Below are 15,442 nucleotides of genomic sequence, written 5' to 3' on the forward strand. Positions count from 1 at the left end.
CTTTTAATTCTTAAATTACAAATGAAAAAAACATTACACCTTATTAATTCTCTTTTCTATATTATCACATAGCCAAAATAATTTTTTAATTGAATATCAAAAAGCTGAACAATTATTAGATAAAGATGATATAACAAATGCATATTTAAAATTTAAAGATTTAGAAAATAGAATTTCCAAAGAAGATACACTATACAATTATACACTTTGGAACAAAATTTTAACTGGTAGTTATCTAGAAAAAACAAATAGATTACAAGAGAAATTTCAAGAATCACTTGAATTAGGATTAGAAACTTTAAAAGATTTTAAAAAAGGCGAATTAATTTTCGATGAAAAATTTAAAAAAAGAGAATTCTTTATTGTAAAAAATATAATTGTTTCCTATTATGGTTTAAATAATTTCGGAGAAGGAAATAAATGGAAAGAAAAAATGTATGCTGCTAAAAAAACAAATTTATTATCCGAAGGTATTGATGAGTATTTCAACTACGACTTTTTTAAATGGGAAGACAAAAATGTTTGGGGTTATGAATGGTTTCATGAATTACCAGACAATCGTTATTCGAGTAGCTTTACAAAAGTAGTTTACTATGTTTACAGCACAAATCCAGACGGTACTGATAAAGATCAACTCTATAGACTTCATGTATTAATGTTTCATGGAGATAATAAAAATTTTGATTATATTTTAACTAAGAGATTAGAAACAGCTTCAGAAGGTGAAATAAGTGGTTCTTTATACTCATACACTTATAAAAAAGACATTGATTTTGAAAAACTTAAAAAGGATATTAAAGAGGTATTAAAAGGCAATTTGCAACCAAACATTACAACAACTACTACAATAAAGAAAACAGCAAATAATTTATCTTCCAACTATTTATTCAGTCACCAAATTAAACACAGGGCAACTCCCTGCTTCAGGTATCATACTATGCACTGGTGGTTTAGGATAATATTGTAAGGTTCTTTGCACCGAAATAGCACTTTCTTTTCCTGCAATGAGTTCTACTAAATATAAGGCTTCATCTAATCCAGAGGAAATTCCTCCACCCGTAACTCTATTTCCCGATTTCACATATCTAGGATGTCCTTCAGCGACTGTTACTTCAGGATATTTTCCAAAACAATTCACAAATGCCCAATGTGTTGTAATCGTATGTCCGTTTAACAAACCTGTATTAGCGAGCAAAACGGCACCTTCACAAACGGAACATACCCATTCTGCTTGAGAACCTGCTTGAGTTACATAAGCTGTAAATGGCGACTCTTTATCGGCAATGATAGCTGCTAATACATCAGCATCTCCACCTGGTACCCAAATTAAATGTGGTTTTTGTACAAAGGCGTCATCAAAAGTGGCTTCAACTGCTATTTTTACTCCGTTAATGGTTGTAAAAGTAGGTTGATTTCCGCATACATAGTAAATTTTAACCTCTCTTTCAAAACTAGGATCTTTTGCTAACCAACCAAATATTTCTCTTGGAGCAGCGATATCCATATAATCTACGCCGTCATATACAGGAATTGCGATTATAAAGGGTTCTTTTGAAGTAGTGCTTGTCATAACTGTTGTTTATTAGTAAACTAAAAATACAAAAAACAATTCATGAACGATAATTTTACAACATAAAAAAATCCCTTTTTCAAGGGATTCATCTTATAATTTTCTTCTAGCTCTTTCTTTTTTTATCAAATCAAGTTCTCTACTCGTTTGTCCTGCAACTGAAGTATTTTCTTCTGCTCTTCGTATTAAATATGGCATTACATCACGAACAGGGCCAAATGGTAAATATTTAGCCACATTATAACCATTGGCTGCCAAATTATAACTGATATTATCACTCATTCCATATAATTGACCAAAAAAGATTCTTGGATCATTTTTAGCAATATTACGTTCTGCCATTAATTCCATTAAACGGTACGAACTATTCTCATTATGTGTTCCTGCAAAAATAGCCATATGATCAATATGATCTAACATATAAGCTACTGCTGTATCATAATTTTCATCTGTAGCTTGTTTGCTATGACAAATAGGTGATGTATAGCCTTTTTCCTCTGCTCTAGCATTTTCTTTTTCCATGTATGCACCACGAACTAATTTCATACCTACATAAAACCCTTCCGCTTTTGCAATGGCGTTTAATTTTCGCAAATATTCCATTCGATCCCAACGGTACAATTGCAAGGTATTGAAAACAATCGCTTTCTCTTTATTGTATTTGCGCATCATTTCAGTAACCAAATCATCTGCAGCATCTTGCATCCAACTCTCTTCACCGTCAATTAAAACAGCAACGCCTTTATCATGAGCCATTTTACAAACTGTATCAAAACGAACTACTACTCTATTCCATTCTGCTTGTTCTTCTGTAGTAAACGATTTCCCTTCACCTATTTTTTGATATAATGCAAAACGACCTAAACCCGTCGGTTTAAAAACAGCAAAAGGAATTGCTAAACGCTCTTTTGCAAATTCAATCGTTTTTAACGTCATTTCTAAGGCTGCATCAAACTGATTTTCTTCTTCTTTACCTTCTACAGAATAGTCTAATACAGACGAAACCCCTTTGGTAAACATCTTATCAACTACAGAAAGACAATCTTTTTCATTAATACCACCACAAAAATGATCAAAAACCGTACTTCTAATTAAGCCTTCTACTGGTAAATGTGCCTTTAAAGCAAAATTAGTTACAGCAGTACCAATTCTTACAAGTGGCTGACTTTCAATTAATTTGAATAAAAAATAGGCTCTTTCTAATTCAGTATCACTTTTTAGTGAAAAAGCAACTTGAGTATTGTTGAATATTTTTTCCATTCTTGGGCTTTGTTTTTGTGATGCAAATATACTTTACACCATTGTAATTTTAAATAAAAATTGCCTTATTTTGCAATAAATTGAAATTGATTACCATGCAAACCATTCAAGCCAATAATTATCAGGTTTTATTTAATGAAAAAGGATACGAATACCTTAATAGTATTTTATTGCCACAAAAGTATTCTAAATTATTCATCCTAGTTGATGAAAACACCTCAAATTATTGCTTGCCTCATTTTTTATCGCAATTGGCTATCGAAATGGAAATTGAAATTATTGAATTAGAAGCCGGTGAAGAACATAAAAATATTGAAACATGCTTGCAGATTTGGCATTCATTAACCGAATTGGGTGGTGATCGAAAAAGTATCATCTTAAATTTAGGAGGTGGTGTAATTACCGATTTGGGTGGATTTATTGCTTGTACTTTTAAAAGAGGAATCGACTTTATAAATATACCTACTACTTTATTATCCATGGTGGATGCATCCATTGGCGGTAAAAATGGTGTGGATTTAGGCAACTTGAAAAATCAAATTGGAATTATTAGAGAACCTAAAGCAGTTATCATTGATACGCATTTTTTAGAAACTTTACCTGGTGAACAAATGCGTTCTGGATTTGCAGAAATGTTAAAACATGGGCTAATATTCGATAAAATCTATTGGGATAATTTAAAAAACTTATCTGATTTAAGCACAGATGATTTAGATACTTTAATTCATCAATCAATTGTAATAAAAAATGAAATTGTTTCTCAAGATTTAACCGAAAATGGCATTCGAAAAGCACTGAATTTCGGTCATACTTTAGGGCATGCTATAGAAAGTTATTTTTTGGAAAATGAAAACAAAAAGAGTTTACTCCATGGAGAAGCTATTGCAATTGGAATGATTTTGGAAAGTTTCATTTCTAAAGAAAAAGGCTTACTTACTTCAGAAGAACACCATGAAATTAAATATATTTTAAGTGATATTTATGACGCAGTATCATTCAATCAAAATGACATAAAAAATTGCATTGATTTACTTATTTATGACAAAAAAAATGAATTTGGAACGGTACAATTTGCCTTATTAGATAAAATTGGTCACTGTAAAATTAACGAAACTTGTGAAAACGAACTGATTTACAAGGCTTTTGAAGATTATAAATCTTAATTATTTTTACCTGTATCATTATTATTTGATAATAATATTTTTTTACCTTTGTGGGAATGAAAGAACACTCATTTTCTCGTTTTTCGAAATGCAGTAGTGCAAATACAATAACTGATTTGTCTATCAGTTTATGTTTTTTATGGGCTACTTTTTCTTTTATTGACGCTTTTATTTTCTCTAAAACCTTTAGGGAGAAATTATTAATTCAATTTTCAAATATTAGAGTATAAAAAAAAGAAACAAACTGAAATGATCCTTTTTTTTAAACTTTAAAATCTTATTTTTCAAATGAATACTAAATATTACGATTTAATTAACCAAACTTTTTATTTTCCTCAAGAAGAATTCACTTTAAATAAAGATACCCTTCAATTTCACGGAATTGATTTAATGAAATTAGTAGAAGAATATGGTACGCCATTAAAATTTACGTATTTACCTAAAATATCAAAAAACATCAAAAGAGCGAAAACATGGTTCCGTAATGCTATGGAAAAGCATGATTATGATGCAAAATACTATTATTGTTACTGTACCAAAAGTTCTCATTTTGAATTTGTATTGAATGAGGCTTTAAAAAATAATATTCACATTGAAACTTCTTCCGCTTTCGATATAAATATCGTTGAAAAATTAATTGAAGAAGGTAAAATCAACAAAAATACTTTTGTTATTTGCAACGGTTTTAAAAGAGATCAATATATTGAAAATATAGCGCGATTAATCAATACAGGACATAAAAACACCATTCCAATTATTGATAATTATGAAGAATTAGATCTTTTACAAGAGCAAATTAAAAGTAAAATCAAAATTGGTATTCGTATTGCTGCTGAAGAGGAACCTAAATTTGAGTTTTATACTTCGCGTTTAGGTATTGGTTATAAAAACATTTTACCTTTTTACAGAAAACAAATTCAAGAAAATAAAAAATTAGAGCTTAAAATGCTTCACTTTTTTATTAATACTGGAATTAGAGATACTGCTTATTATTGGAACGAACTTTTAAAGTGTATGAAAGTTTACATCGCACTTAAAAAAGAATGCCCTACTTTGGATAGTTTAAATATTGGTGGTGGTTTCCCAATTAAAAACTCCTTAGCTTTTGAATATGATTATCAATATATGATTGATGAAATCTTAAATCAAATCAAGATTGCTTGTGATGAAGCAGAAATTGATGTTCCCAATATTTTTACAGAATTTGGTTCGTTTACTGTAGGTGAATCTGGAGGAGCTATTTACGAGGTATTGTATCAAAAACAACAAAACGATAGAGAATATTGGAATATGATTGATTCCTCTTTCATTACTACTTTACCTGACACTTGGGCAATCAATAAGCGATTTGTAATGTTAGCCGTAAATAGATGGAATGATACTTACGAAAGAGTTTTATTAGGAGGAATGACATGTGATAGTGATGATTATTACAATTCAGAACAACATATGAATGCGGTATATTTGCCAAAATACAATAAAGAAAAACCTTTATACATTGGTTTCTTTAACACAGGAGCTTATCAAGAAACAATTGGTGGTTTTGGAGGATTACACCACTGTTTAATTCCACAACCCAAACACATATTAATTGATCGAGACAAAAACGGCATTATAGCAACCGAAGTGTTCTCAGAACAGCAAAATGCTGAAGAAGTATTAAATATTTTAGGTTATAATAAGAAATAAATAAAAGAAAAATGAGCAAAGGACCAATTAGTCAATTTATAGAGAAAAATTATCTTCATTTTAATGCTGCTGCCTTAGTAGATGCTGCAAAAGGATATGAAGAACATTTATTAGCAGACGGGAAAATGATGGTAACTTTAGCAGGCGCAATGAGTACCGCTGAGTTAGGAAAATCATTAGCAGAAATGATTCGTCAAGATAAAATTCATATTATTTCTTGTACTGGCGCAAACTTAGAAGAAGACATTATGAATTTGGTTGCTCACAATTCCTATAAAAGAGTACCTAATTATAGAGATTTATCACCTCAAGAAGAATGGGATTTATTAGAAAACCATTACAACCGTGTAACAGATACGTGTATTCCAGAAGAAGAAGCTTTCAGAAGACTGCAATCCCATTTATATGATATTTGGAACAAAGCAGATAAAGCTGGAGAAAGATATTTCCCTCACGAATTCATGTACCAAATGATTAATTCAGGAGTTTTGGAGCAATATTATGAAATTGACCCTAAAGATTCATGGATGGTTGCAGCTGCTGAGAAAAACTTACCTATTGTAGTTCCTGGATGGGAAGACAGTACTATGGGGAATATTTTTGCCTCTTATTGTATTAAAGGAGAATTTAAAGCTTCTACTACTAAAAGCGGTATTGAATACATGATGTGGTTAGCGGATTGGTATCCAAAAAATTCAAGTGGAAAAGGTGTTGGTTTCTTCCAAATTGGAGGTGGAATTGCTGGAGATTTCCCAATTTGTGTAGTTCCAATGTTATATCAAGATATGGAAATGCACGATATTCCATTTTGGAGTTATTTTTGCCAAATTTCAGATTCAACCACTAGTTATGGTTCTTATTCTGGAGCGGTTCCTAATGAAAAAATTACTTGGGGAAAATTAGATATTACAACGCCTAAATTTATTGTAGAGTCTGATGCTACGATAGTTGCGCCTTTAATTTTCGCTTATATTTTAGGCCATTAATTTTTTTTATTTTTTTTTATAAAAATTGTTTGATAATTTGATTTAGGATATTACTTTTGAAAAATATCTATGAATAAAAACAACCCAATGAAAAGAGTTATTGTTGATTACGCAAAATTGACAAACGAAATTTTAACTTTATTAGTTGAAAAATTTCCTGAAGGATATGACGAGTCAGACATTATCCGTTTTAAGAACGCTAAAAACGAAGCAATTGAAGCTGTAGAAGTACGTACGGAAGATACTATTTATTTAGTAAAAGTAAGTACAAAACTAGCTGATCGAATTGAAAACTTCGATGAGGATGATGATATTGATGACACTATAGATGTACCTGTATTAGATCCTATCAAAGGTATTGACTTAGACGATGACGATGACGATGACGATGATACAGATGCTGATGATGTGGAAGATAAGGCTGATGATGAAGACGAAGATTCAGACGAAGATTAATAAAAAAATAAGGCATGTAAATTACATGCCTTATTTTTTTATAAATATCGTTCTTGAAGCACGCTTTTGTGATGCAATTCATGTCCTATAATGATACTTCCAATAGCACGAACCGAAACTGTACTGTTTGAAGCAATACCAACACGCAATAACTGATCTTCTGTCAAATTATCAAATAAAGTTATAGTTGCATTTCTAACCGCTTTATATTCCTCCAGCAAACTCTCTATAGTTCGATTATTCGCATTGGCAAATGGCACGTAATCATTTTCTTCAAAACCTGGCAAAGGAGTACTATCATTTCTAGAAATACGTAAAGCTCTATAACTAAATATACGTTCTGCATCAATTAAATGCAATAGAATATCTTTAGGTGTCCACTTCCCTACTGCATATTGATATTCTAATTTATCTTTAGGAATAGCTTGAAAAAAAGCAATATTTTCATCTCTCAGTTGTTGTAGCCCTTCAATTATATTGGTATGTTGTAACGATTTGGCAATATAATTTGCATAAAAAGGGGCAAATTCATTTTCATTAAAGTGTATCATAAAAATAGAATAAAAAAAATCCCGAAAAAATCGGGATTTAAATTAATATTAAAGTTCTTTAAAAATGGTATGCATTAAACGTTTTTTATCATTAATGCTTTCTTCTAAAGAAATCATAGTTTCTGTTCTGTATACCCCTTCAATATCATCAATCATGAAGATTACCTCTTTAGCATGTTTTGTATCTCTTGCTCTAATTTTACAAAAAATATTAAACTTACCTGTTGTAACATGCGCTACAGTTACATAAGGAATTTGATTAATTCTTTCTAAAACAAACTTAGTCTGTGAAGTATTGTGTAAAAACACTCCTACATAAGCAATAAAAGAATATCCTAACTTTTCATAATCTAAAGTTAATGAAGAACCTTGAATAATTCCTGCATCTTCCATTTTTTTTACCCTAACGTGCACTGTTCCAGCAGATATTAATAATTTTTTAGCAATATCTGTAAAAGGAACCCTTGTATTGTCAATCAACATGTCTAAAATTTGATGATCAACTTCATCTAAACGAAACTTACTCATAAGAGAATTATATAAATTTATTGTACTTAAACGGTTTATAGCTGTTGATATTGTATCCCATTTATAAATTTAATACGGTCATCAATTGAAAAATTTGCTTTTTCACCAAGCTTTGGCTTGTTTCCATAATTCGCATTAAATACCCCTCCTTCTGCATCAAACTCATAATGACCTACATATCCTTCCAAATTTTCTATTTGAACAATATAGGCTTCAAAATGAATTGCTCCATCTTTTAATATCTCAGTAAATTGAGCAGCAAAGTTAATTAATTTTTCTTGAGAATTATCAATAATTCTAACATTTTTATAAAGAAAATCGTAAAAACACTTAGAATTTTGAGAAATATTTAAGTAATCCTCCAAATTATTAGAAACTATAACGTTTTCGTTAATTGCTTGAAAACCACTCCAAAGCGCACAAAAAATAAATTTTCTAACTTCATCTCTTTGATAATCTTCCTTATAATGCCCTGCTTCAAAAAGAATTGTGGGTGTATTTCTATACGTTAAATAATCTCCAATACAATTAATATTAAAAGAATCATCAAAACGCCCTATTTGGTTTGGAATAAATGAAGCTAAATTCGAATTCATAGCATTTATAATTGCTATTGCCTTATGTCTAGTTTCGTTAAAAGCCCTGGTTTCATCAAAAGCAGGAGCCAAAAAAGATACAGAAGCTGGCAAATCATTCATTTCTGTTCCAAAAATAGTACGTTGATCATGTAAATTAAAGCAATAATCCGGTTCAAATTCTTCATATATACGACGCAACAGCTTACTTTCTGGTTGTGTAATATCAAAAGCATCCCGATTTAAATCGATTTGATTCGCATTTACTCGAGTATAAGCAACAGCGCCATCTGGATTTAATATAGGAATACTTAAAAAGGTAAAACTAGTATACCAATTCTCAGCTAGAGTTTCATTTGATGCTAAATAATTAAAAAAATCAAATAAAGCTTTTGTAGTAGTAGATTCATTTCCATGCATCTGAGACCAAGCAAAAACTTTTATCTTACCAATTCCAAATCGAACACTATAAATAGGTTTATCTAAAACAGATTTTCCTTCTAGGTTAATTTTAAATCGATTATTCAAAAGTTTTATTAGTGGCAGAATATCCTCATTTGTTATATACCTTCCTTGTAAATCTGACTGCAAATAGGTTGTTGCTAATTGTAAACTATCCATGTCTTTTTATTAAGTTACAAATGTAAACAAGATATCATTTACATTTGTAAACATTAAAAAATCTTTTTTTGTATACTTGTGTAAACAGATTATTCTATGTAATTACACGTTAGTAAACAGTATTGATTTACATATTTAAACTATTTTAACATTTCAAACATAATTAACTACTAATCAGTCGTTTAATCGTATTTATTTAATGTAAAAGTTTAGTTTATTTCACTATATTTACATTTGTAACCAATAATAATTTGTGCATTATTTTTCTTTTTATTACATTTGTAAACAAGTGAATTTTCAAATGCAATTTACAATGGTAAACATTGATGATTTTATAAAAAGACTACAAATCATACTCGATTATTATGGCTTATCGGCCTCTGCCTTTGCAGATCGTATCGATGTACAACGATCTAGTATTTCCCACCTTCTCTCTGGAAGAAACAAGCCTAGTTTAGATTTTATTTTAAAAGTGATTGAGATTTTTCCTGAAGTAGATTTATATTGGATTCTAAATGGAAAAGGAAATTTTCCTAAATCTGAAAAAAAGTATGATGAAAAAATTAACACTCCTATTTCATCTAATTCTTTTTCAGAAGAAAAAAAAGAAACTGTTTCAGAAAGTGATTTATTTACACAAATGGATTACCCAGAAAATACTGCCGCAATTGAAACTAATTTTGAAAAAAAATCAAATATTGAAAATTTGAGCACCATAGAGGAAGACCTAGATTATATAGTGATTTTTTATAAAAATGGTACTTTTAAAAAATATCATAAAAAATAAAAGCGCTATTTCAATGAAATAACGCTTTTAAAAACTAAAATCTACTAATTCAAAAAAACTATTTTCACATATTTTATTTTCTAAATAAATACACCGCTGCTACACCTGCTTCTGCACGAGTTGATACCGGTGCAATATTTCCAGAAGTAGCTGGAAAATCAAAAGTTAAGACGGTTCCTCCAGCATTTGCTCGTTCAGCAACATAAATTCGGTTAGAAACATAATCATAAGCAACATCTACAGGGTTACCTAAAGTAGTACTTGAACCATAAACTCTAATTTGATTTGACATAGCAATCGTTCCCATATTGGATGTAGTCCCAAATATATTGGTAAAATTATTAATTATAACTAAGCCTCCATCTGTAGCATCTGCAGCACTAGCCACATCTGTTAAAATCATCACATCATCTTCAGGTGAGTAGGTTATTCCATGTGTTCTAGTCAACCCTTCAATAGTTACTCTTTTAGAAGCGCTTATATTTCCTGAAGGCAAAGAAAAAAAGTTATTAAACACCACTAAGTCACTCGTTAAATCTGCAATAGCATATAAGTTATTCCCATTTATATGAATTCCCCAAACTTTAAAATCTAAAATATATTCATTTACTAATGTAAATCCTGTTGCTGTTTTTTGGTAAACTAACAATTTATTCGTATCACTATTACTAGCAGCTTGGTCCTGAGTTACAATTACTTTGTCATCTGAAACTGCAATTTCTCTTGGATTTGTAAAATCGGCATTTAAATTAAAATTCGCTAGCATTAAATTATCTGTTTTTGCTTCAACAGTGTTTTTTAAGTTCGTATACCTTTCAATTCGATTATTGGTTCTAGAAGCTAAGATGACTTCGTCTGAACTACTATCATAATAAATTCCATCATTATCGGTTCCGTTAACCGAAAGAGAAACAGTGGTTGGGTTAAGCAGTAATAAATCCGTAAAAGAAATTTTTCCAGAAGTGTTGCTAGAAGTTACTAGCTTAAATTCTGAATCTGACATAGTTGTCATGCTGTCATCATCATTACATGAAAGTATCGATAAAGACGCAAAGGCGGAAAGAAAGATTGTTTTTTTCATAAAAAATTCTTTTAAAGTTGATACTTAAAAAGCATTTACGAAAAAAAATTACTTTTGGTTTTAAATTTCTTTTGGATTGAAACTTTTTTCTGGAAATTTACCTTTAACGCCTTTATAATAGGAATGTAAAACGGTTAAATCATGAGTAATGTCTCCAGTAGGATAAAATGGTGGATGGAAAATAACTTTTTTATTGCCATAATCAAAAACACCAGGAATGATAGGTACATTGGCTTTTAAAGCCATATAATAGAATCCAGTTCTCCATTCTTCCACCTTTTTACGGGTGCCTTCAGGTGCAATAGCCAAACGAAAAATCTCTTTTTCCGAAAAAAGCTTTGCTATAGCATCTACTTTATTTTCTTTTTTGGCTCTATTTAAAGGAGCGCCTCCCATCCATTTGAAAAAATAATGAAATGGAAAAACAAAAAGTTCTTTTTTTGCCAAAAAATGAATTTCTTTATGAATAATACCTCTTGCAAATACACCAATAACAAAATCCCACCAACTCGTATGTGGTACGGCAATAACAATACATTTTTTTATTTCAGATGAAATGGTACCTTCTACGTGCCATCCAAAAAGGGTTGTGAAAATAAATCGATATATTTTTTGCTTCATAGATGCTAATTTGATGTAAAATTAAAATTATATTTACAATTAGAAACTTTTTATATGATTAAACGTTTATTGAGTTATATTCTCCCTATCAAAATTTACGAAAAACCCTCTAAAATTAGTAAGACCTTAGAAGTGTCATGGAATAATGGAAAATTGGTTTTAGATTCTAAAAACACGAATTATTCCTATGGAAGTTTACAGAAAGTACTTCGTAAAGGCTTGATAGCTATTGGTTTTGACAAAATTAAATCGATGCAAGAAATACTTGTTTTAGGTGTTGCAGGTGGAAGTGTGATTCGAACTTTAGTAGACGAATTTAAATTTGAAGGAAATATTACAGGTATAGAAATTGATGAGAGTAGTATTGAAATTGCCAATCAATATTTCGGTTTGAACCAAATAAAGAATTACAAAACTATAATTTCAGATGCCAATGAATTTGTTCGAAAATCTGAAAAACTATACGATTTAATCATTATCGATATTTTTGAAGACACAACAATGCCTTTATTTTTATTTAAAAAAGAATTTGTTGAAGCTTGTAAACAATTACTTCAAAAAAATGGATTTATTTTATTCAATACCATGATTTTAAACGAAAAACAAATTGATAGAAATAATGTTTTTATTCGTCTTTTTGATAATGAAAAATACTATTGTAAAACCTTTTCTAATGTAGAATATTACAATCAGTTGATTATTATTGAAAAAATAATAACTCAATAATTATCTTAAATAAAAGAATAATGATTTTTTTTATCTCTTATTTACAATGATATTCCTTGCTTTCTCCAAATCTTCAGGTGTATCAATTCCAATGCTAACATGCGCAGTTTCTACCATTTTGATACGTTTGCCATATTCTAGGTAACGCAATTGCTCTAATTTTTCAGAAGCTTCTAAAGACAACATCGGTAAACGATAAAAATCGAGTAAGGCTTCTTTTCTAAAAGCGTAAATACCAATATGTTTCATATAGCGTACACCAACATTTATTTCTCTTGGATAAGGAATCACGGAACGAGAAAAATACAAGGCAAATCCGTTTTGATCAGTAATTACTTTTACATTATTTGGGTTTTCAATGTCTTCTTTTTGATGTATTTCAAACATTAAAGAGGCTAAATCTACCGTTTTATTTGTGTCATTTTTAAATACTTCAATCACTTTTTTTAGTGGTTCAGCATCTATAAAAGGTTCGTCTCCTTGCACATTAATTACGATATCTACCTCCATATTTTCAACCGCTTCTGCAATTCGGTCGCTTCCACTTTCATGCTCTTTAACACTCATAATGGCTTTTCCATTATTTATAACTATTTCATTATGAATTAGTTCTGAATCTGTAACCACAAATACATCATCAAACAATCCAGTAGCCAATGCAGCTTCATACGTTCGAAGAATTACTGTTTTTCCACCTAAATCTTGCATTAATTTAGCAGGAAAACGAGTGGATGCGTAACGGGCAGGAATAACAGCTATTATTTTCATTATTATTGATTATATTGTTCTAAAATCTCTTTAAACTTAATGTAATCTTCACTATTCATCATGATTAGTTCTTCATTAATCTTAGATATTTGATAAATTAATACATAACAATTTTTACCATTTCTATTAATTTCTTTAAAATGAAAGTTTTCCATAGAAATTACATCAATTACTTTCCTTTTATTAATCAATTGATTACCCTTGAAGTTTTTTTTAAAAACTATTTTATCAACTAAATCAATTTCAATTTCATAATAAAAAACACTCTTAGGTAAACGAATTAAAAAATAAATACTGAAAATTAATATACATAAAATCGGAGCTATTATTCTATCTACCAAAAAAACACTTAAAAACATTGGAAGAATAACAAAATAGACTAATTCACTCCAATGAAAAGATTGTTTTGTACTAATATTTATCTTTAAATCTGAATGATGAATATCCAATTTATTCGATACAAATTTAAAATTATTCTTCATTTTATATTTTTTGCTATCTAAATAAAATAAAACAATTATTAACAAATACATTATAAAATACCAATGTAACATTTATCAGTACCAAATTCATGACTATCTAAAATTGGGATTAATTTAATTTTCGAAACTTTCCTCTTTAAAACCAATCAAATATAATTTTTCTTTGGCTCTTGTAATCGCGGTGTACAACCATCTTAAATAATCTCTATCAACTCCATTTGGCAAATACGGTTGTTCTACAAAAACAGTATTCCATTGCCCACCTTGCGATTTATGACAGGTCATAGCATACGAAAATTTAACCTGAAGCGCATTAAAATGCGGATTATTTTTCACTTTTAAAAATTTTCGATACTGTTGCCTTTCTTCTTCATAATCTTTCATTACTTCTTGATAAAGCAAATTAGACTCTTCATACGTTAATGAGGGTGATTCACTAGTAATGGTGTCCAATAGTAACATGGTTTCAAAAGAAGGTTGATTCGGATAATCAATCATTCGAATGGTTACTTTGGCAAACTTAAAACCATACAATTCTTGAATAGAGTTAATTTTAAGTACTTCTATAATATCACCATTGGCTATAAAACCTGCATCTGAATTTTCTTTAAGCCAAAAATAATTGTTTTTTACCACCATCAATAAGTCACCTGTTGATAGCTCACCTTCTCTATTTAAAATTTTAGCTCTAATTTGTTGGTTGTACTGATTGGCTCTTTTATTAGATCGCACTATAAAAGCTGTTTCTTCCGACCCGTTTTTCTCAAAAGATTGATAAATGGCATCTTCAATTTCATAACCGTCTTGCAATCGAATAATATCTTTAAAACTTTTAAGTTGAAATTTAAAAGCATCAATAAAATGCGATTTCAATTCTTCTCTTAAAGCGGTAGCATTAAATAGAATTCCAGATTTTTCTGCTTGTCGCATTACTTCATCCAATTCTATTTGGTGAATTTCTTTATCAAAATGAATGCTAAGCGTATCGCTATTTAAAGCGGGGCTAACTTCTAAATTTACAGGTGGTAATTGCGCTGTATCTCCGATAAAAACAAGTTTACAATTGGTGCCTTGATCTACATAAAAAATCAAATCATCTAATAAGGAACCGTTTTCATACAATTTAGATTCTTGAGATGTATCTGAAATCATGGAAGATTCGTCAACTATAAAAATGGTATTTTTAAACTTATTTTGTTGCAACGTAAAAGATACGCCACCAGACTGACTCTTTTTGGGAAAATAAATCCGCTTATGAATAGTAAAAGCTGGCTTTTGGGAGTAATTACTAATTACTTTAGCCGCTCTTCCAGTAGGTGCTAATAAAACATATTTTTTATTGGCTTCTTTTAAATAATTAACTAAAGTAGAAATTAAGGTTGTTTTACCCGTTCCAGCATATCCTTTTAATATAAAAATTTCATTATTTTTATCATTTAAAACAAAATTGGCAATTTTTTGAAAAAAAATATCTTGTTTTAAAGTCGGTTCAAAAGGAAAATTATCGCGTAAAGTTTTGTAAAACAGTGAAGATTTCATCATTTCTTAATATTGGCTTGTAGAATTTTTCAAATATAC

General features: G+C 29.7%; 17 protein-coding genes. 7 read left to right on the forward strand and 10 right to left on the reverse strand.

The features are described 5' to 3' along the window. Positions 1-433: 433 nt before the first annotated feature. The gene (locus tag FHG05_RS04050) at positions 434-967 is read left to right on the forward strand and encodes a hypothetical protein (RefSeq protein ID WP_140996731.1); all 534 of its coding nucleotides are present in this window, start codon (positions 434-436) and stop codon (positions 965-967) included. Here FHG05_RS04050 and FHG05_RS04055 read toward each other — a convergent pair. Beyond that, the gene (locus FHG05_RS04055; protein WP_140996732.1) at positions 884-1,570 is read right to left on the reverse strand and encodes a DJ-1/PfpI family protein; all 687 of its coding nucleotides are present in this window, start codon (positions 1,568-1,570) and stop codon (positions 884-886) included. The genes FHG05_RS04050 and FHG05_RS04055 overlap by 84 nt on opposite strands. Before the next feature lie 93 nt (positions 1,571-1,663). After that, positions 1,664-2,830 (reverse strand): proline dehydrogenase family protein, encoded by a 1,167-nt coding sequence (locus FHG05_RS04060; protein WP_140996733.1) that lies wholly within the window; start codon positions 2,828-2,830, stop codon positions 1,664-1,666. Between the two features lie 95 nt (positions 2,831-2,925). On the opposite strand from FHG05_RS04060, the gene aroB reads away from it, so the two are divergent. The 4 genes from aroB (at position 2,926) to FHG05_RS04080 (ending at position 7,124) form a co-directional block, all read left to right on the forward strand. Beyond that, complete coding sequence (aroB, locus tag FHG05_RS04065; RefSeq protein WP_140996734.1) at positions 2,926-3,993, forward strand: 3-dehydroquinate synthase; 1,068 nt, start codon at positions 2,926-2,928, stop codon at positions 3,991-3,993. 288 nt (positions 3,994-4,281) lie between these two features. Further along, positions 4,282-5,682, forward strand: coding sequence for an arginine decarboxylase (locus FHG05_RS04070; protein ID WP_140996735.1), 1,401 nt, complete (start codon positions 4,282-4,284; stop codon positions 5,680-5,682). A gap of 11 nt (positions 5,683-5,693) precedes the next feature. Further along, positions 5,694-6,668: a deoxyhypusine synthase family protein gene (locus FHG05_RS04075; RefSeq protein ID WP_140996736.1), complete on the forward strand. Its 975-nt coding sequence runs from the start codon at positions 5,694-5,696 to the stop codon at positions 6,666-6,668. 87 nt (positions 6,669-6,755) lie between these two features. Then, positions 6,756-7,124, forward strand: coding sequence for a DNA primase (locus FHG05_RS04080; RefSeq protein WP_140996737.1), 369 nt, complete (start codon positions 6,756-6,758; stop codon positions 7,122-7,124). Positions 7,125-7,162: 38 nt separating this feature from the next. On the opposite strand, the gene FHG05_RS04085 is transcribed toward FHG05_RS04080, so the two are convergent. Genes FHG05_RS04085 through FHG05_RS04095 form a run of 3 tightly spaced genes read right to left on the reverse strand, consistent with a single transcriptional unit; the run spans position 7,163 to position 9,399 of the window. Then, the gene (locus FHG05_RS04085; protein WP_140996738.1) at positions 7,163-7,675 is read right to left on the reverse strand and encodes a DinB family protein; all 513 of its coding nucleotides are present in this window, start codon (positions 7,673-7,675) and stop codon (positions 7,163-7,165) included. A 48-nt stretch (positions 7,676-7,723) separates the two neighbouring features. Next, a complete protein-coding gene (locus FHG05_RS04090) occupies positions 7,724-8,203 on the reverse strand; it encodes an Lrp/AsnC family transcriptional regulator (RefSeq protein WP_140996739.1) in 480 nt (159 codons plus the stop codon). Positions 8,204-8,238: 35 nt separating this feature from the next. Continuing rightward, positions 8,239-9,399 (reverse strand): M14 family zinc carboxypeptidase, encoded by a 1,161-nt coding sequence (locus FHG05_RS04095; RefSeq protein ID WP_140996740.1) that lies wholly within the window; start codon positions 9,397-9,399, stop codon positions 8,239-8,241. A gap of 313 nt (positions 9,400-9,712) precedes the next feature. Here FHG05_RS04095 and FHG05_RS04100 point away from each other — a divergent pair, with 313 nt between their 5' ends. After that, positions 9,713-10,186 (forward strand): helix-turn-helix domain-containing protein, encoded by a 474-nt coding sequence (locus FHG05_RS04100; RefSeq protein WP_140996741.1) that lies wholly within the window; start codon positions 9,713-9,715, stop codon positions 10,184-10,186. Positions 10,187-10,259: 73 nt separating this feature from the next. Here the strand turns inward: FHG05_RS04100 and FHG05_RS04105 are convergent, their stop codons facing one another. Together FHG05_RS04105 and FHG05_RS04110 are read right to left on the reverse strand one after the other, a co-directional pair. Beyond that, positions 10,260-11,267, reverse strand: a complete 1,008-nt coding sequence (locus FHG05_RS04105; protein WP_140996742.1) for a hypothetical protein — start codon at positions 11,265-11,267, stop codon at positions 10,260-10,262. Positions 11,268-11,327: 60 nt separating this feature from the next. Continuing rightward, the gene (locus FHG05_RS04110; RefSeq protein ID WP_140996743.1) at positions 11,328-11,888 is read right to left on the reverse strand and encodes a 1-acyl-sn-glycerol-3-phosphate acyltransferase; all 561 of its coding nucleotides are present in this window, start codon (positions 11,886-11,888) and stop codon (positions 11,328-11,330) included. A 54-nt stretch (positions 11,889-11,942) separates the two neighbouring features. Between FHG05_RS04110 and FHG05_RS04115 the strand changes: the two genes are divergently transcribed. Next, positions 11,943-12,614 carry a spermidine synthase gene (locus FHG05_RS04115; protein ID WP_140996744.1) on the forward strand — a complete coding sequence of 224 codons (672 nt, stop codon included), beginning with the start codon at positions 11,943-11,945 and terminating at the stop codon, positions 12,612-12,614. 30 nt (positions 12,615-12,644) lie between these two features. On the opposite strand, the gene kdsB is transcribed toward FHG05_RS04115, so the two are convergent. The 3 genes from kdsB to FHG05_RS04130 all read right to left on the reverse strand — a co-directional run bounded on the left by kdsB (position 12,645) and on the right by FHG05_RS04130 (position 15,403). Beyond that, a complete protein-coding gene (gene kdsB / locus FHG05_RS04120) occupies positions 12,645-13,382 on the reverse strand; it encodes a 3-deoxy-manno-octulosonate cytidylyltransferase (RefSeq protein ID WP_140996745.1) in 738 nt (245 codons plus the stop codon). A 2-nt stretch (positions 13,383-13,384) separates the two neighbouring features. Beyond that, positions 13,385-13,864, reverse strand: a complete 480-nt coding sequence (locus FHG05_RS04125) for a hypothetical protein (protein WP_140996746.1) — start codon at positions 13,862-13,864, stop codon at positions 13,385-13,387. Positions 13,865-13,978: 114 nt separating this feature from the next. Then, positions 13,979-15,403, reverse strand: a complete 1,425-nt coding sequence (locus FHG05_RS04130) for an ATP-dependent DNA helicase (protein ID WP_140996933.1) — start codon at positions 15,401-15,403, stop codon at positions 13,979-13,981. Between the last annotated feature and the right edge of the window lie 39 nt (positions 15,404-15,442).

Origin of the sequence: Flavobacterium profundi (assembly GCF_006491645.1) — a bacterium.
Taxonomy (GTDB): Bacteria; Bacteroidota; Bacteroidia; order Flavobacteriales; family Flavobacteriaceae; genus Flavobacterium; species Flavobacterium profundi.